Source organism: Phreatobacter sp., assembly GCF_052440005.1.
Lineage (GTDB): Bacteria > Pseudomonadota > Alphaproteobacteria > Rhizobiales > Phreatobacteraceae > Phreatobacter.
Genome location: NZ_JBQVQL010000072.1, coordinates 1 through 24972 on the forward strand (window position 1 = coordinate 1; position 24972 = coordinate 24972).

Sequence of the window (24972 nt, forward strand, 5' to 3'; positions counted from 1 at the left end):
GGCCGGCACCGGCTCGGCACCGTCCTCGGTGATGGCGACGGCCCGCGGCGTGCGTCCGCGGCGACCGGCATGGCGCGGCCCACGGCCCTCGGTTGCGTCGGAAGCTTCCGCCTCCGCCGGAACGGGGAAGGGATCATCGCCCACGGGCTGCGCCCCGCCGGTGGCGTCCACTGCCTCTGCGCTACCGTCCAGACCCTCGGCGCTGCCGTTGGCGACAGGCTCGCCGTCAGGCCGCGAGCGGCGTCCGCCCCTGCGTCCACGGCGACGGCGGCGGCGCTCGGCCTCGCTCGCCTCGTCGGAGCCGGCCTCGCCCTCGGCAGTCACGCCGGCTTCCTCCTCGTCATCGCCCTCGGCGTCCTCGCCCTGGGCCGAAGCCTCGTCGTCGGCGAACTGGCCGCCGCGATCACCCTCTTCGCGCTCGCCGTTACGGCCGCGCCGGCGACGGCGGCGGCGCTTGCGACGGCGCTCGCTGCTCTCCTCGCTCTCGGCCTCTCCCTGGTCGCGGGAGCGGGAGCGCTCGCGGCCCTCGCCGGCATCGGCTTCGGCCTCGGCCTCGACGGTCTCTTCTTCCTCCTCGAATTCCTCCTCGACGAGGTCCTCGGGTTCGACGGGAACGGGCAGGGCCGCCGGCGGCTTGTAGGCCGTCTCGGGCGTGTGCACCTGCGCGCCCTTCTCGATGGCGAACATGTGCTGGCCGGTGATGGTCTCGTCGGCGGTGATGTCGACGCTCACCCGGAAGCGGGTCTCGAGTTCGTGCAGGTGGGCGCGCTTGTTGTTGAGCACGTAGAGCGCGACGGCCGTGCGCGTGCGCACGATGACGTCGTGCGTCGCCGCGCGCAGCAGCTGCTCCTCGACCGAGCGCAGCAGGTGCAGCGCAACGGAGGAGACGGAGCGGACATGGCCGAGGCCGGCGCAGGTCGGGCAGGTCTCGGTGGAGCTTTCCAGCACGCCGGTGCGGATGCGCTGGCGGCTCATCTCCAGGAGGCCGAAATGCGAGATCCGGCCGACCTGGATGCGCGCCCGGTCGTTCTTCAGCGCATCCTTCATGCGCTTCTCGACGGCCCGGTTGTTGCGGCCCTCGTCCATGTCGATGAAGTCGACGACGATGAGGCCCGCGAGGTCGCGAAGGCGGAGCTGGCGGGCGACCTCGTCGGCCGCCTCCAGATTGGTCCGCAGCGCCGTGTCCTCGATGTTGTGCTCACGCGTCGAGCGGCCGGAGTTGACGTCGATGGCGACCAGCGCCTCCGTCGGATTGATGACGATGTAGCCGCCGGACTTGAGCTGGACCGTGTTCGAGAACATGGCGTCGAGCTGCGCCTCGACGCCCGAGCGGGCGAAGAGCGGCTGCGGCTCGCGATAGGGCTTCACGTTCTTCGCATGGCTCGGCATGAGCATGCGCATGAAGTCCTTGGCCTCCTTGTAGCCCTCCTCGCCGCCGACCAGGACCTCGTCGATGTCCTTGTTGTAGAGGTCGCGGATGGAGCGCTTGATCAGCGAGCCCTCTTCGTAGACCAGCGTCGGGGCGTGCGACTTGAGGGTGGTCTCGCGCACCGTCTCCCACATGCGCAGCAGATATTCGAAGTCGCGCTTCACCTCGGTCTTGGTGCGGTTGGCACCGGCCGTGCGCAGGATCACGCCCATGCCGTCCGGAACCTCGAGGTCACCGGCGATGGCCTTCAGCCGCTTGCGGTCGACCGCGTTGGTGATCTTGCGGGAGATGCCGCCGCCGCGCGCCGTATTGGGCATCAGCACCGAGTAGCGGCCGGCGAGGGACAGATAGGTGGTCAGCGCCGCGCCCTTGTTGCCGCGCTCTTCCTTCACGACCTGCACCAGCATGACCTGCCGGCGCTTGATCACTTCCTGAATCTTGTACTGCTTGCGCGGCCGGAAGGTGCGGTCCGGCATGTCCTCGTAGGCATCGCCCGCGCCGACGGATTCGACCTGGTCCTCCTCGCGGGGGCCCTCGCCGTTCTCCTCGTCGCCGTTGCCGTCCTCGTCCTCGCCGTCTTCCTCGTCCTCGTCCTCGTCGCTGGCCGCCTCGTCACCTTCGCCAGCCTCGGCGGCGGGAGAAGCCGCGTGCGTTTCGGCCGGAGCGTTGTCCGCCGGCTCGGATGCTTCGGCGATCGCTTGAGCCTCGGGCGGGAAGTCATTGCCGCCGGCCTCTGCCGTCGCCTCGGTGGACCCGGCCTCGATTTCCGTATCGGCCTCGAGCTCGGCCTCGCCGGTCACGCTCTCCGAGGTCTTCGCCTCGGCCGCCTCGTTGCGCGGGCGGCGCTCGTTGCGGCGGCGGCGGCGGCCGTTGCCGCCCTTGCCCGGACGCTCCGAACGGCGGCTGCGGCCGTTGTCCTCGTCGTCCTCCTCGCGGTGCTGGCGGGCCTCATCGGCCAGCAGCGCCTCGCGGTCGGCGACCGGGATCTGGTAGTAGTCGGGGTGGATTTCGGAAAAGGCGAGGAAGCCGTGGCGGTTGCCGCCATATTCGATGAAGGCCGCCTGCAGCGACGGTTCGACCCGTGTCACCTTGGCGAGATAGATATTGCCGCGCAGCTGCTTGCGGGACTGGCTCTCGAAATCGAATTCCTCGACGCGATTACCACGGACCACCACGACCCGGGTTTCTTCCGGGTGGGCGGCATCGATGAGCATCTTGTTGGCCATCGGATGAGCTCTTGTGTGTTGGGACGGCCGCTCGCGCCGGCCCGACAGGGCCCCGCTCGGCGAGGAATGCCGGGGCGGCGCCGACATGGCGCCGGCGCACGGCCGTCAATGCTGTGGAAAGGAAGGGGGTAGGGCCGGACGGAAGGCAGACGGCGGGGCGGCGAGCGAAAGCGGTGGAACCGCTCGTTCGTCCTGACCCGATAACCGTCGATGCCGGCATGCCGTACACCCGTGAACGTGACGTGCCGCAAGACAGATGCGGCGCAGGGGCACGGTCGTCTGGGCTCCGGGAGAAACCTGAACGGAGCGCGTGTCGGACGGGGAAGCCGCGGAGCCGGATCCTGTTCACCGGCGCCAGTCGCGACTCGCCACCCTCGGGCTCACGAACCATGCTGCAGGGGTTGTAACGGCGCGAGGGGCCGATTGGCAAGCCGGATAAGGGGGGAGGGGACGTGCAGCCCCCGCCCTCCGGCTTTACCCGTTACGTCAGCCAGCCAGCACGACCACCGGTGTTCCGATCCGCACCCGGTCGTGCAGGTCGATGATGTCGTGGTTGAATAGGCGTATGCACCCCGACGACACCGCGGTACCGATGGACGAGGGCACGTTGGTGCCGTGCAGGCGGTACATCGTGTCCCGGTTGCCGCGATAGAGGTAGAGGGCGCGGGCACCGAGCGGATTGTTGATGCCGCCCGGCATGCCGCCGGCATAGCGCGCATTGCGGGGGTCGTAGCGGATCATGTTCGCCGTCGGCGTCCAGTTCGGCCAGGAGCCTTTGCGACCGATCACGGCGCGGCCGTGCCAGAGCGCGCCCTGCCGGCCGACGCCGACGCCGTAGCGGACCGCCGTGCCGCGTCCCGTGACGAAATAGAGATGGCGCTCGGAGGGCCGCACGACCACCGTGCCGGGAGCCTCGCCGCCGCTATAGGCCACCGTCTGGCGCAGCCAGCGCGGATTGACGCCCGACGTGTCCATGGCCGGGAGCGTGACGCGCCCTTCCGTGACGGTGCTGTAGGCGCCCGACCCGCCCCCCGCCGTGGTGCAGGCAGTGGTCAGGATGGCCGGAGCGGCCAGCACGAAGAACCGGCGCGACAGCCGCAGCGGTTCGCTGCCGGTCGCGGTGGAGGGGGACGCGGCACTCTCGAAGTCGTTCTGCATCACTGCGTTGCCCTGCGCTGAGTCGTGGTTAACCCGGATGCTAGACGTGACCTGTTCGCGAAAAAGCCGCAATCACGAAGCCGCGAGAAGGCTCGGTTTTGGGCGCCGTCGACTCTGTGCTGTTGCCCATTTCCCACAGTCGGGCGGGCACGGCGCGCCTGCCCTTGAAGGGAAGGTCACAGCGCCGCCGCAATGGGCGGGGATGGAGGCGATGATCGCCGACAGCGGACAGGGCTCTTCATGATCAGGCTGCAACTCGTTCCCCACGACGGCCTGGGGCCGCTCAAGCTCGGCGCCGCCCGCGCCGCGGTTCGGGCCGCCGCGGCGTCGGCGGGCCTCGCGGCCGGCGAAACCCATGCCGAATCCGACTCCTTCGCCGAGGACACGGTCCAGGTCGACTATGACGAGGCCGGCCGCGCCCGCTTCATCGGCATCGCGCCGCTGCCGGCGGTTCACCGCGCCGTCCTCCTCGGCCTCGACTGCGCCGATACGCCGGCTGCCGACCTCTTCCGCGCCGTCCTGGCGGCCGAGGGCGGGGGGGACGCCGCCTTCGACGCCGACGGCCATCTCTTCCCCCGTCAGATCGTGGCGCTCTGGGCCGCCGACGAGCAGTTCGACCTTATCGCGCCCGGCGGGCGGCGGCGGCCGATCTGGGGTCAGGTCGGAATCGGTACGCCCGCCTATCGCGACCTCCTCGAGAAGACCCGCGCCCGCGACACCTGACGCGTTGCCGCCGCGCAACGGCGGCGCCGGGAAACCGTTCGCATCCTTAACGGGGAGTTAACCGGGCCCGCCCTATGAGCTATCGCAGTCTGGCGGCCGTCGGGCCGTCACCACCGCGATTCTCGGGGGATCATGGGCGCGCGCCTCACCCTTCTGCTGCTGGCCGCGATCACCCTCGGCGGGGCCGACGGTGCCGGCGCGCAGACAACCGGGGCCGTCTCCCCGCCCGGCCGCGCCGTCTCGGCCGCGCCGGACGGGTCGCGCAGCGCACTCCCCGCGGTCGTCGCGGCGGCGCACCTCTCCGTCGACGGGCCGCGCACGCGCCTCACCTTCGATCTGACCCGTCCGGTCGAGATGCGCGCCTTCGCGCTTGCCGACCCCTATCGCGTCATCATCGATCTCGACGAGGTCAACTTCCACATTGCCCCGCCGACCGGCGAGCGCCGCGGCCTCGTCAGGACCTTCCGCTTCGGCCTCTTTGCTCCGGGCAAGTCGCGCATCGTCGTCGAGCTGACGGGCCCTGCCGTGGTCGAGCGGGCGCTCACCATCGAGGGCGGGGAGGGGCGCCCCCCGCGCCTCCACCTCGACCTCGTGCGCACCGACGCCGACGGCTTCCGCCGCGCCCTCGCCGAGCGGGCCGTCAGCAACATCGCCCGCCGCGGCGACCGCGAGACGCTGGGGCCGCGCCTGTCGCCGCGCGCCGAGGAGGACAGCGGGCCGCCGGTCGTCGTCATCGATCCCGGCCACGGCGGCATCGATCCCGGCGCCACCGCCCCCTCCACGGGCGACGAGGAGAAGATGATCGTCCTCGACTTCGCCAAGGTGCTGCGCGACAAGCTCGCCGCCGGCGGACGCTACCGGGTGGTGATGACCCGCGACCGCGACATCTTCATTCCGCTCGCCGACCGGGTGCGGGTGGCGCGCGAGGCCCGCGCCCAGCTCTTCATCTCGGTTCACGCCGATTCCATCAGCGGCGCCAACGAGAACGCCCGCGGCGTCACCGTCTACACCCTCTCAGACCGCGCCTCCGACGCCGATTCCGAGCGCCTCGCCGAGCGCGAGAACAAGGCCGACGCCATTGCAGGGCTCGATCTCTCGGACGAGCCCTCGGAGATCGCCGACATCCTGATCGACCTCACCCGCCGGGAAACGCGCATCTACTCGGCCAATTTCGCGCGGACCCTCGCCGGCGAGATGCGCCAGGTGACGCGCATGCACCGCCTGCCGCTGCGCTCGGCGGGCTTTCAGGTGCTGCGCGCCCACGACATTCCCTCGGTCCTGGTCGAACTCGGCTTCGTCACCAGCCGCCGCGACGTGGAGATGCTGACTTCGGCGATCTGGCGCGACCGCACGGCGGACTCGGTCGCCAAGGCCGTCGACCAGTTCTTCGCCGCCCGCAACGGCGGAGCGCCGGCGCCGGCGGCGCGGCGCTGAAGGCCGCTTTCCCTCAGCGCATGGCGGGCGCCCGCTGGCGCAGGCTCTCCGAGACGACGCCGGCCGCCGTCGACGGCAGCGCCACATAGCCGAGCGATTCCGCATCCGTCGCGCCGTTGTCCACGCCCCAGGCGAAGAAGGCCATCATCGCCCGCGACCGGCCGGTGTTCACCGCCTCCCGCGGCACCGCCACGAAGACGGCCGCGACGAGGGGGTAGGAACCGGCCCCCGGCGGATCGACCAGCACGGTCCGGAGGTCGGTCGCGGCCGCCGCCACCTGCACCGCGGCGCGAAGGCTCGCCAGGTCCGGCGTCACGAAGGCGCCGGCGGCGTTTCGCACGGCCGCAGGCGGCAGGCTCATCGAGCGCGCCGTGGCGAGGTCCACGTAGCCGATGGCGTTCGGCGTCGTCCGCACCGTCGTGGCGACGCCGAGATTGCCGCGGGCCGGCACGCCCACCGGCCAGCGCACGGTCTGCCCGCTGCCGATGGTGCCGCGCCAGTCGGCATTCACCTTCGACAGATAGGTGGTGAAGGCCGCCGTCGTGCCCGACCCGTCGGCACGGCGCACCGGCACGATGGCGGTGTCCGGCAGGGGGAGGTCCGGATTGTCGGCGCGGATGGCCGGATCCGACCAGCGGGTGATGCGACCGGCATAGATCGCCGCGATCGTATCGCTCGTCAGCCTGAGCCGGCCGGGGCCGACGCCCTCGAGGTTGGTGACCATGGCGATGCCGCCGGCGACCACCGGAAACTGGATCGCGTTGTAGCGGTGGAGTTCCTCGTCGGAGAGCGGCGCCTCGGTCGCGCCGAAATCCACCGCCCGCTGCTGAAGGCGCTGGATTCCCGCTTCCGAGCCGCTCGGCTCGTAGTCGAACAGCGCGCCCACGGGCTGGTAGTCCCCATCGCGCTGGGCGCGCTGGTAGGCCTGCGACCAGCGGATGAGCAGCTGGTAGGCGAAGGTGGAGCCGGCGCCGGTGAAGGTCTGGGCGGCGACCGGGGCCGGCGCGAGGAGCGCCAGCCCGACCAGAAGGGCGAGTGCAGTGCGGACCATGGCGGTGCGCCTCACGCCCGGGCCGGGGCAGGGGTCAGCCCGCCGCTGGCCTGCGTCTGGTTCCCCGTCTCGGCGACGGGCACGGTGCGCGACACCGAGCGGCGCTCGGCATCGATGCGCTCGATCAGGAAATAGGCCCGTTCCGCGCTGCCGAGCAGGGCGAGGATGGCGCCGCGCTCGACCCAGGGCAGGTCGTTGCCGAGGCGCAGGGCCTGGGTGCGCAGCTCGGCGAGCCTGGCGATGCGCGGTTCGGCTGCGGCCGGCACGTCGCGGTCCGGCTGGTCGATCGGCACGATGGCCCGCATGGCGGTGGTCACCTCGGCCAGCATGGCGTCGACGAGCTGGCGGCCCGTCGTCCCAAAGGGCTGGCGCTCGACGCGGCGCGCGATTTGGTAGAGCGCCTCGCCGAGGCTCGCGGTGAAGTCCTCCTCCTCGATGAGGCTCGCCACGAGGTCGGCCCGCGCATAGGGCAGGTCGGCCTTGAACATGCCGGAGGTGTAGGACCGGATCTCGCGATTGAGCAGGTCCATCGCGGCCCAGTGCTCCTCCACCTTGTCCGGGGCGTTTTCGTCGCCGCGGGCGATGTCGAGGAATTTCCCTGCCGCCTCGAGGTAGCGCCCCGTCTCCTGCAGCACCGCCGGCACCGCCCGGGCGGGATCACCTGCCGCGGCCTCCGTCAGGAAGCGCGGCTGCGAATAGTCCTCCACATCGTCCAGCGAGGAGGCACCGACCTTCATCAGCACCCGCTCGAAGACTCCGACGAAGGGGAAGAGGAGGAGAACGTTGAAGATGTTGAAGAAGGTCGAATAGACGCCGACCGCGACGGGGACGAGCGGGAAGGTCTCCTTGCCGTTGACGACGACCGGCACGCCGGGGTCGCCGCCGAACCACTGCATGGCCCAGGTCAGTACGTCCATCGAGACGAAGAACAGGGGAATGGTGACGCAGACCCCGATGATGTTGAAGGTGATGTGGGCGTAGGCCGCCCGCTTGGCGTTCTTCGACAGGTTCAGCGAGGCCATCCAAGACGTGATGGTGGTGCCGAGGTCGGCGCCCAGCGAGAAGGCGACTGCCGTCTTCCAGTCGAGGATGCCCGCCGCGCCGAGGCCCATGACGATGCCGATGGTGGCCGAGGATGAATGGATCAGCGCCGTGATGAAGGCGGCGATCAGCACGCAGTAGAGCAGGTTGACGTAGGTGTCCGCCCGCAGGGAGGAGATGATGCTCATCACCTCCGGCATGGCCCGCAGCGGCCGCAAGCCTCCGGTCATCAGGTTGAGACCGTAGAAGATGAGGGCGAAGCCCATGCAGGCCAGCGCGATGTTCTTCACCTTGTCGGTCTTGGCGAAGATGTAGACGAGGGCGAAGATCCCGCCGAGGAAGAGTCCGAGCGGCCCGAGCGGCAGTGCGATCAGGCCGTTGCCGAGCGTGGTGCCGATATTGGCGCCCATGATGACCGCGATGGCGGGCCGAAGGCCGATGACGCCGGCGTTGACGAGACCGACCACCATGACGGTCATCGCGGTCGAGGACTGGATGATGCCGGTGATGAAGGTGCCGGCCATGACGCCCTTGGACGGCGTGCCGGCGAATTTGGCGAGCAGGGCCCGCATCTTGTTGACCGCCAGCGACTGGATGCCGTTGGACATGAATTCGAGGCCCAGCATGAAGATGCCGAGACCTCCGATCACAGGCACGATGACCTGGGTGAACACATCGACCTGCATGAAACGCCCCCTGTAACCCGCAAGACCCCGTGGATCACCGCGATCACCGCGGTGGACAGCCCCACAGCCGGACGCTAGGCAGGCCCCATGACCGGTGCGTGACGGCTGCTCGGCGCCCATCGGTGATGTGGCGGGAAAACCGCACCGGCCGCGCTGTCCCGGCGCGCCATCAGCGGGTCACATCGCCGCCACAGTCGGAGGACAACCGTGCTTCGCATGCGCCTCCCGCTGCCAGAATCGGGCTGCGGGTCGGGCCTTGCGGATGGGCGGCGCGCCAGCCTCGTGCTAGAATGGCGAGACGTTTGGACAGGGCATCCCCAGCCGGTTTCGGACCGGCTCCCTCCCGGGGACGATGAGAGGCGCAGCCCCTGAGGGCGCGAATTGAGCGGATGAGGCTGGTTTTTCGATTTTTCGGCTGGGCCTTCGGGTTGGGGACGATCGCGTTCCTGCTCGGCGCCGCCGGCGTGGCGGTCTACGTCGCGCAGGTGACGAAGGAGCTGCCGGACTACAACACCCTTCGCAACTACGAGCCGCCGATCATGAGCCGCGTCCACGCCGCGGACGGCCAGCTCATGGCCGAGTATGCCCGCGAGCGTCGCCTCTACCTGCCGATCCAGGCCGTGCCGAAGATGGTCGTCCAGGCCTTCCTGTCGGCCGAGGACAAGAACTTCTACACCCACAACGGCATCGACTTCACCGGCATCGCCCGCGCCGCCCTCACCAACTTCCAGAACCGCGGCTCCAACCGCCGGCCGCAGGGCGCCTCGACGATCACGCAGCAGGTCGCCAAGAACTTCCTCCTGTCGGGCGAGCAGACGGTGGACCGCAAGGTGCGCGAGGCGCTGATCGCCATGCGCATGGAATCGGCGTTCACCAAGGACCAGATCCTCGAGCTCTATCTCAACGAAATCTATCTCGGCTTCGTCATTCCCGGCTACGGCGCCTATGGCGTCGCCGCCGCCGCGCTCGTCTATTTCGACAAGTCGGTGCACGAGCTGACCATCCCCGAGGCGGCCTATCTCGCCGCCCTGCCGAAGAGCCCGACGCAGCTTCACCCCTTCCGCAACCGCGACCGCGCGCTGGAGCGCCGCAACTACGTCATCAGCCGCATGGTCGAGGACGGCCACATCACCGCCGCGCAGGGCGAGGCCGCCCGCCGTACGCCGCTGACCGTCAATCCGCGCTCGCCGCGGCAGCAGCAGTTCGCCGCAGACTTCTTCGCCGAGGAGGTCCGCCGCGAGATGACCGACCGCTTCGGCGACAAGAAGCTGCTCGAAGGCGGCCTGTCGATCCGTACCACGCTCGACCCCAAGCTGCAGGTCGCCGCCCGTCAGGCGCTGACCGCCGGCCTCATCCGCTTCGACGAGCAGCGCGGCTGGCGCGGCCCCGTCACCCGCATCGAGGACATGCGCGGCGACTGGGGCATGAAGCTCGCCGAAATCCGCAACTTCAACGACATCGGCTGGCGCCTCGCCGTCGTGATCGACGCGCAGGGCGAGACCGCCCGCATCGGCCTGCAGCCGGGTCGCGAGGCCTCGGGCCAGGTGAGCTCCGCCCGCGATCTCGGCCTCATCACCGCCGAGGGCGCCCGTTGGACGCGCCGGCCGGTGAGCCGCACCCTCAACGCCGGCGACGTCGTCTATGTCGAGCCGCTGGCCGGCCGCGACGGCCAGTTCCGCCTGCGCCAGATCCCGGAAGTCTCCGGCGGCCTCGTCGCCATGGACCCCTATACCGGCCGCGTGCTGGCCATGGTGGGCGGCTTCTCCTTCGACCAGAGCCAGTTCAACCGCGCCACCCAGGCGCGCCGCCAGCCGGGCTCCTCCTTCAAGCCCTTCGTCTATGCCGCTGCGCTGGACAACGGCTACACGCCCTCGACCGTGGTCATGGACGCGCCCTTCGAGCTCGCCACCGGCAACGGCGGCGAGGTCTGGCGGCCGGAAAACTATTCGGGCCAGTTTTACGGCCCGCAGACCCTGCGCTTCGGCATCGAGCGCTCGCGCAACGTCATGACCGTGCGCCTCGCCAACGACGTCGGCATGCCGCTCATCGCCGAATATGCCAAGCGCTTCGGCGTCTATGACGACATGCCCTCGTTCCTGTCCTATTCGCTGGGTGCCGGCGAGACGACGGTCATGCGCATGACCGCCGCCTATTCCATGTTCGCCAACGGCGGCCGCCGCATCCGTCCGACGCTGATCGACCGCATCCAGGACCGCACCGGCTCCACCATCTTCCGCCACGACGACCGCCAGTGCCAGGGCTGCACGGCGCCGCGCTGGCAGAACCAGGACGAGCCGATCCTCGTCGACCGGCGCGAGCAGGTGCTCGACCCGATGACCGCCTACCAGATGACCTCGATGATGGAGGGCGTGGTGCTGCGCGGCACCGCCACCTCGCTGCGCGCGCTGGGCAAGCCGATCGCCGGCAAGACCGGCACCACCAACGACGCCAAGGACGCCTGGTTCGTCGGCTTCTCGCCGGACCTCGCGGTGGGCGTCTATGTCGGCTACGATAACCCGCGCAGCCTGGGTGCCAGCGCCACCGGCGGCGCGCTCGCCGTTCCGATCTTCCAGGACTTCATGCGCGTCGCTCTCGCCGACCGCCCGGCCGTGCCCTTCCGTGTGCCGACCGGTATCAAGCTGATCCGCATCGATCCGCGCACCGGACTTCGCGCCGGCGCCGGCTCCGGCGGGGCCATCCTCGAGGCCTTCAAGCCCGGCACCGCCCCGCCCGACAGCTACCAGCTGATCAATCCCTTCGACTCGGCGGCCGCCGGCGGCCCGCGTCGCGGGCCCTCCAGCGAAAGCAACCGCGCCATCGGCACGGGCACCGGCGGCCTCTACTGAGGCGAAGCCCCCGGGGCGGCCTTCTGGCCGTCGCCGGACCAGCAGCGGACGGGGGCGGGACACGCCCCGTCGTCCGGGCCCAGGCCCGCATTCGGACAGTGCCCATGCATGCCCCCTCCCTTCCGGTCGTCCTCGCGCTCGTCCTAACCACAGCGGCGCCCTCGGCGTCCCTCGCGACTTCGCCGCGAGCGGCGAGCCCGCTGGCTCCCGAGGCCTGTGCGGCTCTCGCCCAAACCCTGTCCGAGGCGACCGGCATCGCCGTCACCACGGCGGTCGGCCCGGCCCGCACCGTCGACGACCGTGCCCCGGGCGGCGAGGGCTGCGTCATCACCGGGACGGCCACGGGCCTGACGCGCCGCTTCGGCGACGTCTCGGACCGGCTCGTGGGCGCGCTGCGGGGATGGCGGCACGACGTCCCGTTCGACGCCGACGGCCCCATGAGCCTCGTCAGGCGCTACACCCGCGACGGCGTGAGCGTCATCGTTTTGCTTGAGACCGAGAACCCGCCGGGCACCTGCGCCGACATTCCCATCGGCGACTGCCGCGTGCCGCTGCGGCGCTGGATTTGGACGCTGAAGGCGGTCGCCTGGCGCTGAGCCGGCGGGTCACAGGAAGCTGGCGATGGCCTCCAGCGGCTTCTTTTCCAGCGCGTGGGCAGGGATGGTGGCGTCCTCCGCCGGATGGCCCACCACCATCAGGATATAGGGCTTCTCGTCCGCCGGCCGGCCGCAGATCTCGTTGAGAAAGCCCATCGGCGCCGGCGTATGGGTAAGGCTTGCGAGCCCCGCCTGGTGCAGGGCGACGATGAGGAAGCCGACCGCGATGGAGACAGACTCGGGAACGTAATAGTTCTTGCGCATGACGCCGTCGGCGCTCGCCGAGCGCCGCGCCCCGAACACCGCGATCAGCCAGGGCGCGGTCTCGAGGAAAGGCTTGTCCGGGTCTGTGCCGAGCGGCGCCAGCGCCTTCAGCCATTCCTCGCCCGCCTTGCCGGCATAGAACTCCCGTTCCTCGGCCTCCGCCGCCTCGCGGATGCGGCGCTTCACGGCGGGGTCGCCGATGACGCAGAAGTGCCACGGCTGGTGGTTGGCCCCGTTGGGCGCCGTGCCTGCGGCGGTGACACACGTCTCGATGACGGCGCGCGGCACCGGCCGGTCGGAGAAGTCGCGCACCGTGTGGCGGCGACGGATGTCCGAGAGGAAGGCCTCCGCCCGCGCCTGCATCTCCGCCTCCGGCAAGGCGACGTGGTCTGGGAGCGGCACTGGCCGGTAGGCGGTCGTCGCCATGGGCTCAGGCCTCCGGCTGCGGGTCGCGCAGCAGGTGGTAGAGGATGATGGCGCCGAAGGTGGCGGTGCCGATGCCGTCCAGCGTGAAGCCGGCGATGGTCAGCTTGAAGTTGCCGGCGCCCAGCACCAGGGCCACCGCCACGGTGATGAGGTTGCGCGGGTTGGAGAAGTCGACCTTGTTCTCCACCCAGATCCGCCCCGCCGTTGCGGCGATGAGGCCGAAGACGACGATGGCGAGGCCGCCGAGCACCGGCACCGGGATGGTGAGGATCAGCGCGCCGAACTTCGGCGAGAAGCCGAGCAGGATGGCGATCAGCGCCGCCGCGACGAACATCAGCGTCGAATAGATGCTGGTCACCGCCATCACGCCCATGTTCTCCGCATAGGTGGTGACGCCCGTGCCGCCCGCCGAGCCCGAGAGCATGGTGGCGATGCCGTCACCGACGAAGGCGCGGCCGATATAGGGGTCGAGGTTGCGCCCGGTCATCGCCGCGATTCCCTTGAGGTGGCCGAGGTTCTCCGCGACCAGGATGATCGCCACCGGCGCGATCAGCACCATGGCGCGGGCGTCGAAGACGGGGGCGGTGAAGTTCGGCATGCCGAAGAGCGAGGCCGCCGCAACCTTCGAGAAGTCGATCGGTGCGCCGAGGCCGAGGCCGTTGGCAAGGACGAGGTAGAGGACGTAGCCGGCGAGCGCGCCGAGGAGGATCGGCAGGCGCCGCCAGAGGCCCGGGGCATAGACCGCGAAGACGCCGACAGCGACCACCGTGAACAGGGCGATCCAGCGTGGGAAGGCCGCACCCTCGGCATTGCCCGGGCCGGTGCCCGACGCCATGCCGATGGCGATGGGCGCCAGCACCAGCCCGATGGCCGCCACGATGGCGCCGGTCACCACCGGCGGCATGACCTTCTCTACCCAGCCGTGGCCGATCGCCATGACGACGAGGCCGATGACCGTATAGAGCGCGCCCGCCGCGATGATGCCGCCGAGGGCGAGGCCGATATTGGGCGCGCCGCCCGCCGCCGTGCCGGCCGCCACCGCCGCGAGCACCGGGCCGATGAAGGCGAAGGACGAGCCGAGATAGCTCGGCACCCGGCCGCCGGTGACGACGAAGAAGATCAGCGTCGCGATGCCGGAGAAGAGAATGGCGACGTTCGGATCGAAGCCCATGAGGATGGGCGCCAGAACCGTGGCACCGAACATGGCGACGACGTGCTGCAGGCCGACGACGACGGTCTGGCCGAGCGGCAGCCGCTCGTCCGGCATGACGATTCCGCCGCTCTTCTCGGTCCACCTGGGAAAATAGCCTTCAGCCATGATCGGCCCCCGCAAATGCGCCGCCCCGGTCTCATGCCGGTTTCGGCTGGAGGTGCGACATTAGGCCCGAAAACGCGGCGGCTACAGGCCGCGGGGCCGTCATCCACCGGAAATGCGCGGATCAGGGCAGGGCGGCGACCCCGAGGCCCGCGCAGGCGAGGGCGAGGAGGGAGGCGGCGGTACGCACGCGGTGCCAACGGTTCCAGGGGTCGGCGAAGGCCTTCCACTCCGCGTCCGGCGCGGCGGGCACGTCGCCGAGCCGCTCCAACGCGTCGTTGAGCGGAATGTTCAGGGCGACCGTGACGCCGAAGGTGCCGATGCCATAGAGGCCCGCGGCGGCGGCGAACCAGCCGACGGCGGCGGAACCCGCACCCGTCCACCAGGCGAGCAGGGCCGCGGCAGGCAGGAGCCCTGCGGCGCCGAGGAAGGCCGCGAGGAAGGGCGGGTTGACGATGACCACGTTGATCCGCCGCATGACGGCGATGGCCGTTCTCGCCGGCACCTGGTCGAGGGCCGGCATGACCGAGCACCAGTAGCCGAAGAAAAGGCCCGCAACCGCGGCCGTGGCGAGGAGGGCGACGAGACCCGTGGCGAAGGCGGCGGTCGTCAAGGCGTTCCTCCCGGGTGGTCGGGCGGTCGTCGTCATGGGACCTGCACCGGCGGCGGGCACCATGGCATAAGGCGCTGGCCACCGACTGTCAGCAGGCGCCGCCGGTCACGCAAGGACACCCCATGCCCGTTCTGCCGACACCCCGCGACATCACCCTCATCGGCGTGCCGGTCGAGGAGGGCGCCGGCACGCTCGGCTGCGCCATGGGGCCGCGGGCCCTGCGCACGGCCGGCCTGGCACGCGCACTGCGCAGCCTCGGCCATGCCGTCGCCGATGCCGGCGATGTCACGCCGGTCCCGGCGGCAGAACTCGCCGCAACGGCGGAGGCGCGCAACCTGCCCGTCGTCGCCGGCTTCGCCCGCGCGACCCGTGACGCCGTCGCCACGGCACTGGCGGCGGGGAGCGTGCCCCTCGTCCTCGGCGGAGACCATTCGCTTTCCATGGGATCTGTGACGGCGGTGGCCGATCACTGCGCCGCGGCGGGCCGGCCGCTCTTCGTCCTCTGGCTCGACGCCCATGCCGACTTCAACACGCGGGAAACCTCGCCCTCGGGCAATCTCCACGGCATGGCGGCGGCCCTGGTCGCAGGAGAAGCCGGGCTCGACGAGGTGCTGGGGGCGGGCCGCGCCACCCTCGACCCGCGCCGCCTCACCCTCTTCGGCATCCGCTCCATCGACGGGGAAGAGCGGGCCCTGCTCGCTGCCCGCGGCATCTCCGTCGTCGACATGCGCCTCATCGACGAGTTCGGGGCGGCGGTTCTCATTCGCCGCGTCATCGACGCGGTCGCCGCCGCCGGTGGGCACCTGCACGTCAGCCTGGACGTCGACGTGCTCGATCCCGCCATCGCGCCGGGCGCCGGCACGCCCGTCGCAGGCGGCGCCACCTATCGCGAGGCGCACCTCGTCATGGAACTGCTCCACGAGAGCGGCCTCGTCGGCTCGGTCGACGTGGTCGAACTCAATCCCTTCCTCGACGAGAGGGGGCGGACGGCGTTGCTGCTGGTCGATCTCATCGCCAGCCTTTTCGGCCGCCAGATCTGGGCTCACGACGCATCTGGCATGCGTTCAACTTTGGGATGACTGCCATGTGCCCATTTTTTGGGCGCAGGTAACGCTGCGTTAAGCGTGTCGCTCCGACACTTGGCGCGGGCCGCTGGGGAGCGGCCTCTCTCCCGGAGTTCCGACATGCCGCGCTTCCTGCCAGGCACCAGCCTGGCCGCCAGGCTTTATCTGCTGCTGGCCCTCTTCATCGTCTCGATCATCGCCATCGCCGCCTACAATCTCCATGCCCTGCGCAGCGGGCTCGTTGCGCAGAAGGAGACCGAGCTCCGCCATCTCGTGGAGACGGCGCTCTCCATCGCGCGCGAGGAACAGGCCGCCGCCGGCCGCGGCGCGAAGGCGGATGCGGCCGCCCGGTTGGACGCTGCCCGGCGCATCGGTGAACTGCGCTACGGCCAGGGCGACTATTTCTGGATCAACGACCAGCAGGCCCGGATGATCATGCATCCGACCAATCCGCGCCTCGACGGCCAGGATCTCTCGGCCTTCGAGGATCCGACCGGCAAGCGCATCTTCCTGGAATTCGCCCGCATCGGCCGGGAAGGCGGCGGCATCGTCGCCTATATGTGGCCCAAGCCCGGCGCCGAGAAGCCGCAGCCGAAGCTCTCCCACGTCGCCGGCTTCGCCCCCTGGGGCTGGGTCATCGGCACCGGCGTCTATATCGACGACCTCGAGGCGGCGATCTGGTCCGCGGTGCGGACGAGCATTCTCGTCGTTCTCGCCATCGCCGCTTTCGCGTCCCTCATTTTCTGGCGCATGGCGAGCGCCGTGTCCTCCTCCATCACCCGCATGACCGGCACGATGAACGCCCTGGCCGAGGGCGATCTCTCGGTCGAAGTCCCTGGTCTCGCCCGTCGCGACGAGATCGGCGCCATGGCTCGCGCGGTCGAGGTCTTCAAGGTCAACGCCGTCGAGCGCGCGCGCCTCGAGGAGCAGGCGATCCGTGAGGAAGAGGCCAAGCTCGCCTATACCGCCAAGCTCAGCGACATGCTCGATGCCTTCAAGACGTCGGTCGAGGGCGTGCTGACGAATACCAGCGAGACGGTCACGAGCCTCGACGGCGCCTCTTCGCACCTCACGGCCATGGCCGAGGAAGCCGCCGGCCGCTCCGGCGAGGCGCAGAACGCCTCGGTGCACACCTCGCAGAGCATCCAGAACGTCGCGGCGGCCTCCGAGGAGCTCGCCACCTCCATCGCCGACATCTCGACCAAGGTCGGCAGCGCCACCGACGTGGTCGGCCGCGCCCGCGAGGTGACGGCCGAGTCTGTGCGCCAGATCGGCTCGCTCGCCGAAGCCGGCCGCCGGATCGGCGACGTGGTCGGTCTCATCGAGGCGATCGCCGCCCAGACCAATCTCCTCGCCCTCAATGCCACCATCGAGGCCGCACGGGCCGGGGAGGCGGGCCGGGGCTTCGCGGTCGTCGCCTCCGAGGTCAAGCAACTCGCCGGCCAGACGGCCAAGGCCACCGCCGAGATCGCCCAGCAGGTCACCGGCATCCAGGATTCCACCGAGCGCGCCGCCGCCACCATCGGGTCCATCGCCGAAACCATGTCGGAGGTGGAGGCCATCACCCGCATGGTCGTCGCTTCGGTGGACGCACAGTCGCAGGCGACGCAGGAGATCTCCGACAGCGCCCAGCGCGCCGCCACCGGCACCGGCACACTCACCGGAAGCGTCGAGGCGGTGATCGGCGTCATCGCCCGCACCTCCGAGACGGCCGCCTCGGTCAGCACCCGCTCGCAGGAACTGGCAGGGCAGGCGCGCCGTCTGTCGGACGAGGTGAAGCAGTTCATCATCGCCCTGCGCAGCGGCCCGCTAGACCGCCGGAAGCTTCGCGAGGCGGGCTATGACGGCAAGGAACGCCGCCGCGCCTGACCCGGGGCGCCGCGGCGACAAGGACCGCCGCACCGCATTGACACGAGGGCGCACGTGACTAGGGTGCGCCCTCTTTTTCGTCCACCCCGAAGGGAAGTGCCCCATGCGTGCCGACATCGTCGCCACCGCCGAGGCCATCAAGGAGTCGGTCGGGCTCCTGAGGAGGCATCTTTGACTGGGATGTCTCGGTCAAGCGCCTCGCCGAACTGAACGCCCTCGCCGAGTCCAACGATCTCTGGAACGATCCGGACAAGGCGCAGAAGGTCATGCAGGAGCGCAACGCGCTCGACAGCCGCATGAACGCGCTGACGGAAATCAGCCGCGATCTGAACGACAATCTCGAACTCGCCGAAATGGCCGAGGACGAAGGTGATTCGGCGACGCTGGACGAGGCCGCCAAGGCGCTCGTCGAGGCCCGCAAGCGCGCCGAGCGGCTGCAGCTCGAGGCCCTGCTCTCAGGTGAGGCCGATTCCAACGACACCTATCTCGAGGTCCATGCAGGCGCCGGCGGCACCGAGAGCCAGGACTGGGCGCTGATGCTCATGCGCATGTACACGCGCTGGGCCGAGCGCCGCGGCTTCAAGGTCGAGGTGGTTGAGGAGAGCGCCGGCGAAGAGGCCGGCATCAAGTCGACGACGCTGCTGATCAAGGGCCACAACGCCTACGGCTGGCTGAAGACGGAGGCCGGCGTGCATCGCCTGGTGCGCATCTCGCCCTTCGATTCGAACGCCCGCCGCCACACCTCCTTCGCCTCGGCGACCGTCTACCCGGTGGTGGACGACAAGATCGACATCCAGATCAACGAGAGCGACGTGCGCGTCGACACCATGCGTTCCGGCGGCGCCGGCGGCCAGCACGTCAACAAGACCGAATCGGCCGTCCGCCTCGTCCACAATCCGACCGGCGTCATGGTCGTGTCGGAAGGTTCGCGCTCCCAGCACGCCAACCGCGCCGTCGCCTGGCAGATGCTGCGCGCCAAGCTCTACGAGCGCGAGCTGAAGATTCGCGAGGAGGCCGCGGCGGCTGAATTCGCCGCCAAGACCGATATCGGCTGGGGCCACCAGATCCGCTCCTACGTGCTGCAGCCCTATCAGCTCGTGAAGGACCTTCGCACCGGCAAGACTTCGGGCGTGCCGTCCGAAGTGCTCGACGGCGATCTCGACGGCTTCATGGAGGCGACGCTCGCCATGCGCGCCTACGGCACGAAGGAAGGCGATACCGACGACGTGGAATGACGCACGTCCCTCGAAGACCATCAAGAAAGGCCGCCCCCGGGCGGCCTTTCTTCATTGGGGAGCGCTGAACGACCGGTATTCCGATCTGTGACTTTGCTGCAACAGCTGTATCTCGATGCTGCAGATTGTGGCGGCATGCCACAATTCAGAAACACATGGTGACCAACGTAGCGTCAGTTTCACCCCTACGGATGAAGAATCATGAAGAAGCTCATTATCGCATCCGCCCTCCTCGCCGCCTCGGCAGTGGGCGCCCAGGCTGCCGATCTCGGCGTTGCTCGCGGCCCGGTGGCTGGCGTCGTCGTCGCCCCGGCCTTCAGCTGGAGCGGCTTCTACATCGGCGGTCAGGTCGGCGGCGTTTGGTACAACGACCGCACCCGTGAGTTCGTCACCGCGACGGGCGTCGCCACGGGCTTCAACCAGGGCTTCAACACGGGCGGTATCACCGGCGGTATCCATGCCGGCGTGAACTACCAGATGAACAACTTCGTGCTCGGCCTCGAGGGCGACATCGAAGCTTCCGGCGTCAACGGCGGCTACACCCTGCTCAACGGCAACGGCACGCGCTTCCGGTCGAACTTCCAGGGCTCGCTGCGTCTGCGTGCCGGTGTCGCGGTCGACCGCGCCCTGTTCTACGTCACCGGCGGTCTCGCCGTCGCCCAGATGCGCTACGGCTACTTCTCGCCCGCCGCCATCGAGAACTTCAGCCGCACCCAGGCCGGCTGGACTGTCGGCGCCGGTGTCGAGTACGCCTTCTCGCAGAACTGGACCGCCCGCCTCGAGTACCGCTACTCGGACTACGGCCGCGTGTCGAACGCCAGCGCCGTGGCCTTCCCCGGCTTCACCTACCGCCACAATCCGCGCTCCCACGCGGTTCGCCTCGGCGTGACCTACCTCTTCTCCACCGGCCCCTCGGCCGTGGTCGCCCGCTACTGATCGCGGTCGTCCGTCCCGATAGCGAAAGGCCGCCCGCGAGGGCGGCCTTTTTGTTTGTCGCCGCCGCCCCCAAGGGCTACTGGACGCGCCGGCCCGTCCGGCCGAGGCGCCAGAACTGGCCCGAATAGTTGCCGCAGGGCCTGAGTTCCGGCTGGTCGCTGCTGGGGTCGATGTCGAGGCAGGTCCCCGGACCGCGGAACGTCGTGGTCAGGCGCACCCAGTTTCCCGCCGGCACGATCTGCCAGAACTGGCCGGTGAAGTTGCCGCAGGGTCTCAGCTCCGGACGGTTGGTCGGCGGATTGATGTCGAGGCACATGCGCGCTCCGCGGAACTCGGTCGTGAGCCGCCAGGAGCCGTCGCCGGTAGGAATGAAGCGCCAGTTCTGGCCGGAGACGTCCTGATCGCGGTCGAGCCGCGCCTGATTGTTGCGCGGGCCGCCGTTGAACACGTCCATCGGCATGCCGGTGCCGCGGAACTGCGTGCTCAACTTGTAATAGTTCCCGGGATCGGGGCTCTGCGCGAGGGCGGGAACTGCCAGCACGGCGAGCGTGAGGCACAGGGTGGCGGGAAAGAGCGGGCGCATGGGGTCGTCTCCGGGGAATCGGGCAGCGCAACGAGCAAGTGTCACGCTGGGTCAGCCTAGCCCGGCCGCGTAAGGACACCCACGGTCGTGTGGTGGAGACCTGGAAATATTGTGCCTCGTGGGTCCCGCGGCGGTCTCGCCCGCTGCTGAGGGCGATCCTCCGCGGCTATGCACGGTCGCCCACCGGGCGGCTTCGACGTCTGGCGGTGGCTGGGAGGCGGTTCGGGTTCGGCCGAGGGCATCAGGCCGTGCGGCCGGTTTCCTCGTGGTAGAGGCGCGGCAGGAAGTTCTCGAACATGCCCACCTCCTCGATATTGTGCCTCAACCACGCCTGTCCCTTCTCGGCGGTGAAGGCGAACCGGGTGATCAACGGGCTCAGCAGGCCGGTCAGAGGGCCCGAACCGCCGATAATCAGGCAGTTCTCGTAGTAGGTTCCGCCAGGCCCTGGTGCGAAGTCGTATTCCATCCTGGCAAAGCCGCTGAAGCCGTGGAACGCGGGATTGTGGACGTAGCCCCCCTCGTCGAGGCGCTCTATGTGGGTGATGGTGTCCACCACGTAGCTCGACTTCCGGCCGAGCACCTCGATGAGCCGGATCGAGGCGCCGGGGCCGATGCTGCCGTCGCTGCGGCGCGAGGCATAGCTCGCGTGGACGTGGTCGCCCGGATGCCAGAAGCGGTAGCGATTGTAGCGACGCCCCCCGTAGGTGATCGTTCCCTCCAGATGTGCAAACCACCATGCCAGCATCGCCGGAGTGACGCCGCGCACCAAGTCGTGGCGGATCCAGTAGCGCGTCCGGCCGTCCGGCAGATGGTCGACGCCGCTGTCGGCGGAAGACACCGGCTTCAGTTCGAAAGGCAGCGGCAGTGGAACGGGCAGGCCGGTGTAGCGTGGTGGATAGGTGATGGGGTCGTCGTCGACGGAGAGCAGGGTCATGGTGGTCACGGGCTCCAGAAGTGTATAGTGAGTGCTGCACTTAAATGGGCCGGATATCCCAAGCCGAGAAATATGTAAAGTGAACACAATACAAAAAGGCCCCGGACCCTCCGCATCTGGTCGAGACGTGGACCTCACGGACCCACCGTCCCGCAGGGGCCGCAAGCCATCGCCCGAAAAGCGCGATGCCATCCTCTCAGCGGCGCTTCGCCTTTTCGCGGCGCGCGGCGTCGACGGCACCGCGACGCGCGACATAGCCGCCGCCGCCGCGACGACGGAACGAACCCTGTTCAAGCATTTCGGCAGCAAGGACGGCCTGGTTCAGGCCGTGGTCGAGACCGCCACCTTCGATCTGATGCGGCAGACAGCCTTCGCCCGCATCGACGAGCCTCGCCCCTTTGAGTCGCTGTCGGATTTCAGTGCCTGGCACCGCAGGTTCCTCGCCGACCGCATCACCTCGGCCGGCGCCGCGCCGGATACCTACCGTGTCATGCTGCAAGAGCTTCTGCGGGACGCGGCTTTCCGCAACCGCTACGCTGGCCAGTGGATGGCGCGCGTGTTCGCGCCACTCGTCGGGCATCTGGAGGCGATGCAAACGGCCGGGATCGTCACCGCGGAGCAGCCGGCCGATGCCCTTGCCGGAGCCTTCTTCAGCCTCAACCTGGGATACCTCGTCGCCCGCTTCGTCCTGGCGACGGATGGCGACTGGGCCGGCGAACGCGACGCCGAGAGGCTGGTGGCCATTTTCGCCGCCATTTGCCGCCCCCAGACCTGACGTCGTCCATCAACACCGCGTCGGATAGGCGCGCTGGCCGCTCACCTCGAAGTCGCGCCACATGGTATTGACGGAGCGGATCATCTCCGAGGCCATGGCGCGGGGAAACCGGGCCTGGACGAGATAGACGACGCCGGGCTCGTTCCGCTTCTGGGCGACGAGGTCGTAATAGTCGAGGTCGGTGCGGAAGCGATCGCCCTGCAGTACGCCGCGGCCGCGCACCGCGAAGCCACGGAAGCCCGCCTGGCCCTGCGGCAGCTCCGCATCCTGGCTGATCTCCCCGCGGCGCGGACGCGGACCCTCCACGATCGTGTCCCAGTACCAGGCCTGCGCGGTGCAGGAGCCGCGGGCATTGTTGGCGCTGACCACCACGACGGCGTCCCGGTTCTGCTCGTGAACCAGCACGGAATTGACCGGTCCCGGCAGGTCATTGTCGCTGTCGAGCCGGAAGCCCGGCGGAATGGCGAAGGACCAGCGGTCGCGGCGATGGCGGTAGGGGCCTTCCACCGCGGGAGGGGGGCTGGGCGGCACCGAGCCGGTCACCTCGGCGTCGGGCCTTGGCTGCGGCAAGGGTGCCGCCTGCGGTTCGGCCGGGGCCGGTGGCGTCGCGGCCTCCTCGGCCGGGCGGGGGCGCACCGAGCCCGTGATGACCGCATTGTCGGCCGCGGCTGCGGCTGCCTGGCGGAGGGTCTGGAGTTCACCCTCCAGGCTGGCGACACGTGCCGCCGCCTCCTGCGCCTTCTTCTCGGCGGCGGCGACGGCCGCCTGGGCCGTCTGCAGGTCGGTCTGGCTGCGCCGCGCCTGGCCGGTCGCCTCCGCGGTCTGGTTCTGGCGCTGGATCAGCTCGGTCTGGCTGTGGGCGAGCTGGGTGCGCGCGTTGCGCAGTTTGGCCTCGGCCGTCTCGGCGCGCCGGGCGGCGAGGCGGGACTGGTCGCGCAGGCGGGCGAGTTCCGCCGACGCAGCCGACGCCACCTCGGCCTTTTCGCCGGCGCTGCGGGCGAGGGCTGCGATACGGGGATGCGCATCGCCGCGGATCGGACCGGCGAACTCGGTAAGGCCGGCCGCGGCCATGCTGCCGACCAGGAAGGCGGCGGCGGAGATGCCGATCCACTTGAACGGCAGGTTGCCGTTGGCCGGCCGGGGGGGCGGCGCGACGACGGCACGGTCGAGGGCCGCCCGCAGCCGGTCGTTGTCGCCGGACAGGCGAGCGACGCTCTCCCGCAGCGCCGCGGCGCCGTCGGCGAGGGCCTCGCGCGGGTCGGGCGGCGTCGCCAGCGCATTGGTCCTGACCGCCTTCAGATAGGCGGTGAAGGCCTCCAGCGTCGTCTTCAGCCGGTCCTGCGCGGCGGCGCTGCGCTCCTGCAGGATCCCGTGGGCCTTGCGGAACTCCGCCGCGAAACGCTCGCGCTCGGCGGCATCGAACCGGGCCCAGATCGCCGCCGCTGCGGGATCGTCCGGATGGCGGCGTGCGAAGGCGACCTGTGCCGACACGCCCTCCGTCCCCCGGTCGGCGGCCACGGCGCCGGCGAGCTCGGCGAGGCCCGGTCGGGCCAGCCGGTCGCCCAGCGCCCTCAGGACGGCCTGCCAGGCCTCGTCGTCGGCCGGATGGTCCGCGCCGTCGATCCAGGCCGACAGGTCGGGTGTGGGAAGGGCGTCGAAGGGGGGCTCCAGCTTGGCCGTTTCGACCGGACCGAGCCGTGCAGCGACCAGACGACCGCCATCGTGGGCATTGCGCGCCAGCGTGACGAGCCCGGCATGGTTTTCGGTCGGGTCGAGGATCTCCGCCGGCCAGAGGACGAGCACGGCGCGCGCGTTCGCCGCCGCCTCGCGCAGCGCCTTGGCGGCGCCCCGCCCCTTGGGCTCGATGTCCGGGTGGACGGAAATGCCGAGATCGGCCAGCGCCTGCCGGACGACCTCGACGCGGCTCCTGTCGGAGCGCCGGTGGGCCAGAAACAGATCCGTCACGGATCTTCTCCCGTGTTGTCCCGCCGTGACCGTGCGGGAAGAACCAGATGGCATGCACGTTCCGGGACGCGACCGTCGGCGGCCGCGACCCTCAGTCGGCGGAGGCGAGCCTCACGCCGGCGCGCACGAAGCGCATGGGATCAACGGCCTCGCCGTTGATGCGGGTCTCGTAGTGGAGGTGAGGTCCGGTGGAGCGGCCGGTCGAGCCGATCCGCCCGACCCGCTGTCCGACGCCGACCATGTCGCCCTCCTTCACCTCGATGCGGGAGAGGTGGGCGTAGCGGGTGGCGATGCCGTTGCCGTGGTCGACCTCGACCAGCAGGCCGTAGCCGCCGAGCGAGGCGGCATGGGTCACGCGGCCGCTGCCGGCGGCGAAGACGGGCTCGCCGGTGGCGCCGCGGAAATCGATGCCGGAATGCATCGCCCAGGTGCGCAGGAAGGGATCGAGCCGGGCGCCGAACCCCGAGGAGAGTTCGAGTTCGCCGGCATGCGGCCGGGCGATCGGGATGCTGGCGACGAGCCGGTTCAGCCGATCCTGGTCGCGGATGACCGTCTGCAGGCGGAACACCTGCTTCTCGAAGGGCGAGGCGTCCGGCGTCGGGGCGGGGAGGGGGATGTGCGGGCCGCCGGTGCCGGAGGTGCCGTCGCCGCGGGCCGAGGGGGCGAGCCGGGTCTCGGTGAGGCCGAGCTCGGCGAGCATGGCGCGGATGCGGCGTGCGCGGCGCTCGGCGCGCGTCTCGAGGCCCTGCAGGAGAACCTGCTGGTTCTGCTCGACGCGGTCGAGCGAGCGCTCGACGCCGGCG

At 70.0% G+C, this 24972-nt stretch carries 20 protein-coding genes; 9 read left to right on the forward strand and 11 right to left on the reverse strand.

All coding sequences use genetic code 11. The annotated features are described in order from the left end of the window. Together ACT6XY_RS16630 and ACT6XY_RS16635 are read right to left on the reverse strand one after the other, a co-directional pair. Nucleotides 1-2655 (reverse strand): Rne/Rng family ribonuclease (locus tag ACT6XY_RS16630; RefSeq protein WP_444749446.1); only part of this gene is annotated, 2655 nt, incomplete at its 3' end. Nucleotides 2656-3141: 486 nt separating this feature from the next. Beyond that, nucleotides 3142-3813 (reverse strand): L,D-transpeptidase, encoded by a 672-nt coding sequence (locus ACT6XY_RS16635; protein ID WP_444749447.1) that lies wholly within the window; start codon nucleotides 3811-3813, stop codon nucleotides 3142-3144. 240 nt (nucleotides 3814-4053) lie between these two features. Here ACT6XY_RS16635 and ACT6XY_RS16640 point away from each other — a divergent pair, with 240 nt between their 5' ends. Both ACT6XY_RS16640 and ACT6XY_RS16645 read left to right on the forward strand, forming a co-directional pair. Then, on the forward strand, nucleotides 4054-4536 hold the full coding sequence (locus tag ACT6XY_RS16640; protein WP_444749448.1) for a hypothetical protein: 483 nt from the start codon (nucleotides 4054-4056) through the stop codon (nucleotides 4534-4536). A gap of 132 nt (nucleotides 4537-4668) precedes the next feature. Beyond that, nucleotides 4669-5970 carry an N-acetylmuramoyl-L-alanine amidase gene (locus tag ACT6XY_RS16645; protein ID WP_444749449.1) on the forward strand — a complete coding sequence of 434 codons (1302 nt, stop codon included), beginning with the start codon at nucleotides 4669-4671 and terminating at the stop codon, nucleotides 5968-5970. A gap of 13 nt (nucleotides 5971-5983) precedes the next feature. Here the strand turns inward: ACT6XY_RS16645 and pstS are convergent, their stop codons facing one another. Then, nucleotides 5984-7021 carry a phosphate ABC transporter substrate-binding protein PstS gene (gene pstS, locus ACT6XY_RS16650; RefSeq protein WP_444749450.1) on the reverse strand — a complete coding sequence of 346 codons (1038 nt, stop codon included), beginning with the start codon at nucleotides 7019-7021 and terminating at the stop codon, nucleotides 5984-5986. 11 nt (nucleotides 7022-7032) lie between these two features. Beyond that, nucleotides 7033-8748: a Na/Pi cotransporter family protein gene (locus tag ACT6XY_RS16655; RefSeq protein WP_444749451.1), complete on the reverse strand. Its 1716-nt coding sequence runs from the start codon at nucleotides 8746-8748 to the stop codon at nucleotides 7033-7035. Between the two features lie 389 nt (nucleotides 8749-9137). Between ACT6XY_RS16655 and ACT6XY_RS16660 the strand changes: the two genes are divergently transcribed. Together ACT6XY_RS16660 and ACT6XY_RS16665 are read left to right on the forward strand one after the other, a co-directional pair. Then, nucleotides 9138-11594 carry a penicillin-binding protein 1A gene (locus ACT6XY_RS16660; protein ID WP_444749452.1) on the forward strand — a complete coding sequence of 819 codons (2457 nt, stop codon included), beginning with the start codon at nucleotides 9138-9140 and terminating at the stop codon, nucleotides 11592-11594. A gap of 104 nt (nucleotides 11595-11698) precedes the next feature. After that, complete coding sequence (locus ACT6XY_RS16665) at nucleotides 11699-12190, forward strand: hypothetical protein (protein ID WP_444749453.1); 492 nt, start codon at nucleotides 11699-11701, stop codon at nucleotides 12188-12190. A gap of 9 nt (nucleotides 12191-12199) precedes the next feature. Here the strand turns inward: ACT6XY_RS16665 and ACT6XY_RS16670 are convergent, their stop codons facing one another. The 3 genes from ACT6XY_RS16670 to ACT6XY_RS16680 all read right to left on the reverse strand — a co-directional run bounded on the left by ACT6XY_RS16670 (nucleotide 12200) and on the right by ACT6XY_RS16680 (nucleotide 14808). Continuing rightward, the gene (locus ACT6XY_RS16670; RefSeq protein ID WP_444749454.1) at nucleotides 12200-12880 is read right to left on the reverse strand and encodes a nitroreductase family protein; all 681 of its coding nucleotides are present in this window, start codon (nucleotides 12878-12880) and stop codon (nucleotides 12200-12202) included. Nucleotides 12881-12884: 4 nt separating this feature from the next. Beyond that, nucleotides 12885-14198 carry a solute carrier family 23 protein gene (locus ACT6XY_RS16675; RefSeq protein WP_444749455.1) on the reverse strand — a complete coding sequence of 438 codons (1314 nt, stop codon included), beginning with the start codon at nucleotides 14196-14198 and terminating at the stop codon, nucleotides 12885-12887. 121 nt (nucleotides 14199-14319) lie between these two features. Continuing rightward, nucleotides 14320-14808, reverse strand: a complete 489-nt coding sequence (locus ACT6XY_RS16680) for an anthrone oxygenase family protein (protein ID WP_444749456.1) — start codon at nucleotides 14806-14808, stop codon at nucleotides 14320-14322. Nucleotides 14809-14930: 122 nt separating this feature from the next. On the opposite strand from ACT6XY_RS16680, the gene rocF reads away from it, so the two are divergent. The 4 genes from rocF to ACT6XY_RS16700 all read left to right on the forward strand — a co-directional run bounded on the left by rocF (nucleotide 14931) and on the right by ACT6XY_RS16700 (nucleotide 19912). Then, nucleotides 14931-15887, forward strand: a complete 957-nt coding sequence (gene rocF / locus ACT6XY_RS16685; protein ID WP_444749457.1) for an arginase — start codon at nucleotides 14931-14933, stop codon at nucleotides 15885-15887. A 105-nt stretch (nucleotides 15888-15992) separates the two neighbouring features. Further along, on the forward strand, nucleotides 15993-17741 hold the full coding sequence (locus ACT6XY_RS16690) for a methyl-accepting chemotaxis protein (protein WP_444749458.1): 1749 nt from the start codon (nucleotides 15993-15995) through the stop codon (nucleotides 17739-17741). Between the two features lie 103 nt (nucleotides 17742-17844). Beyond that, a protein-coding gene (gene prfB / locus ACT6XY_RS16695) for a peptide chain release factor 2 (protein WP_444749459.1) occupies nucleotides 17845-18976 on the forward strand; the annotation gives its coding sequence in 2 pieces (ribosomal slippage) (nucleotides 17845-17913 and nucleotides 17915-18976; 1131 coding nt in all). A 201-nt stretch (nucleotides 18977-19177) separates the two neighbouring features. Further along, nucleotides 19178-19912, forward strand: a complete 735-nt coding sequence (locus tag ACT6XY_RS16700) for an outer membrane protein (RefSeq protein WP_444749460.1) — start codon at nucleotides 19178-19180, stop codon at nucleotides 19910-19912. 76 nt (nucleotides 19913-19988) lie between these two features. Here the strand turns inward: ACT6XY_RS16700 and ACT6XY_RS16705 are convergent, their stop codons facing one another. Both ACT6XY_RS16705 and ACT6XY_RS16710 read right to left on the reverse strand, forming a co-directional pair. After that, the gene (locus ACT6XY_RS16705) at nucleotides 19989-20495 is read right to left on the reverse strand and encodes an RICIN domain-containing protein (protein WP_444749461.1); all 507 of its coding nucleotides are present in this window, start codon (nucleotides 20493-20495) and stop codon (nucleotides 19989-19991) included. A gap of 241 nt (nucleotides 20496-20736) precedes the next feature. Further along, the gene (locus tag ACT6XY_RS16710) at nucleotides 20737-21429 is read right to left on the reverse strand and encodes a DAPG hydrolase family protein (RefSeq protein WP_444749465.1); all 693 of its coding nucleotides are present in this window, start codon (nucleotides 21427-21429) and stop codon (nucleotides 20737-20739) included. Nucleotides 21430-21556: 127 nt separating this feature from the next. Between ACT6XY_RS16710 and ACT6XY_RS16715 the strand changes: the two genes are divergently transcribed. Beyond that, the gene (locus ACT6XY_RS16715; RefSeq protein ID WP_444749462.1) at nucleotides 21557-22204 is read left to right on the forward strand and encodes a TetR/AcrR family transcriptional regulator; all 648 of its coding nucleotides are present in this window, start codon (nucleotides 21557-21559) and stop codon (nucleotides 22202-22204) included. A 9-nt stretch (nucleotides 22205-22213) separates the two neighbouring features. Here ACT6XY_RS16715 and ACT6XY_RS16720 read toward each other — a convergent pair whose 3' ends face one another. Both ACT6XY_RS16720 and ACT6XY_RS16725 read right to left on the reverse strand, forming a co-directional pair. Then, nucleotides 22214-24169: a hypothetical protein gene (locus ACT6XY_RS16720; protein WP_444749463.1), complete on the reverse strand. Its 1956-nt coding sequence runs from the start codon at nucleotides 24167-24169 to the stop codon at nucleotides 22214-22216. A 91-nt stretch (nucleotides 24170-24260) separates the two neighbouring features. Then, the coding region (locus ACT6XY_RS16725; protein WP_444749464.1) for a M23 family metallopeptidase at nucleotides 24261-24972 on the reverse strand (712 nt) is incomplete at its 5' end.

Coding starts and splice junctions, on each gene's coding strand:
- ACT6XY_RS16635 (WP_444749447.1), bottom strand. CDS start 3,813: ATGCAGAACGACTTCGAGAGTGCCGCGTCCCCCTCCACCGCGACCGGC.
- ACT6XY_RS16640 (WP_444749448.1), top strand. CDS start 4,054: ATGATCAGGCTGCAACTCGTTCCCCACGACGGCCTGGGGCCGCTCAAG.
- ACT6XY_RS16645 (WP_444749449.1), top strand. CDS start 4,669: ATGGGCGCGCGCCTCACCCTTCTGCTGCTGGCCGCGATCACCCTCGGC.
- pstS (WP_444749450.1), bottom strand. CDS start 7,021: ATGGTCCGCACTGCACTCGCCCTTCTGGTCGGGCTGGCGCTCCTCGCG.
- ACT6XY_RS16655 (WP_444749451.1), bottom strand. CDS start 8,748: ATGCAGGTCGATGTGTTCACCCAGGTCATCGTGCCTGTGATCGGAGGT.
- ACT6XY_RS16660 (WP_444749452.1), top strand. CDS start 9,138: ATGAGGCTGGTTTTTCGATTTTTCGGCTGGGCCTTCGGGTTGGGGACG.
- ACT6XY_RS16665 (WP_444749453.1), top strand. CDS start 11,699: ATGCATGCCCCCTCCCTTCCGGTCGTCCTCGCGCTCGTCCTAACCACA.
- ACT6XY_RS16670 (WP_444749454.1), bottom strand. CDS start 12,880: ATGGCGACGACCGCCTACCGGCCAGTGCCGCTCCCAGACCACGTCGCC.
- ACT6XY_RS16675 (WP_444749455.1), bottom strand. CDS start 14,198: ATGGCTGAAGGCTATTTTCCCAGGTGGACCGAGAAGAGCGGCGGAATC.
- rocF (WP_444749457.1), top strand. CDS start 14,931: ATGCCCGTTCTGCCGACACCCCGCGACATCACCCTCATCGGCGTGCCG.
- ACT6XY_RS16690 (WP_444749458.1), top strand. CDS start 15,993: ATGCCGCGCTTCCTGCCAGGCACCAGCCTGGCCGCCAGGCTTTATCTG.
- ACT6XY_RS16700 (WP_444749460.1), top strand. CDS start 19,178: ATGAAGAAGCTCATTATCGCATCCGCCCTCCTCGCCGCCTCGGCAGTG.
- ACT6XY_RS16705 (WP_444749461.1), bottom strand. CDS start 20,495: ATGCGCCCGCTCTTTCCCGCCACCCTGTGCCTCACGCTCGCCGTGCTG.
- ACT6XY_RS16710 (WP_444749465.1), bottom strand. CDS start 21,429: ATGACCCTGCTCTCCGTCGACGACGACCCCATCACCTATCCACCACGC.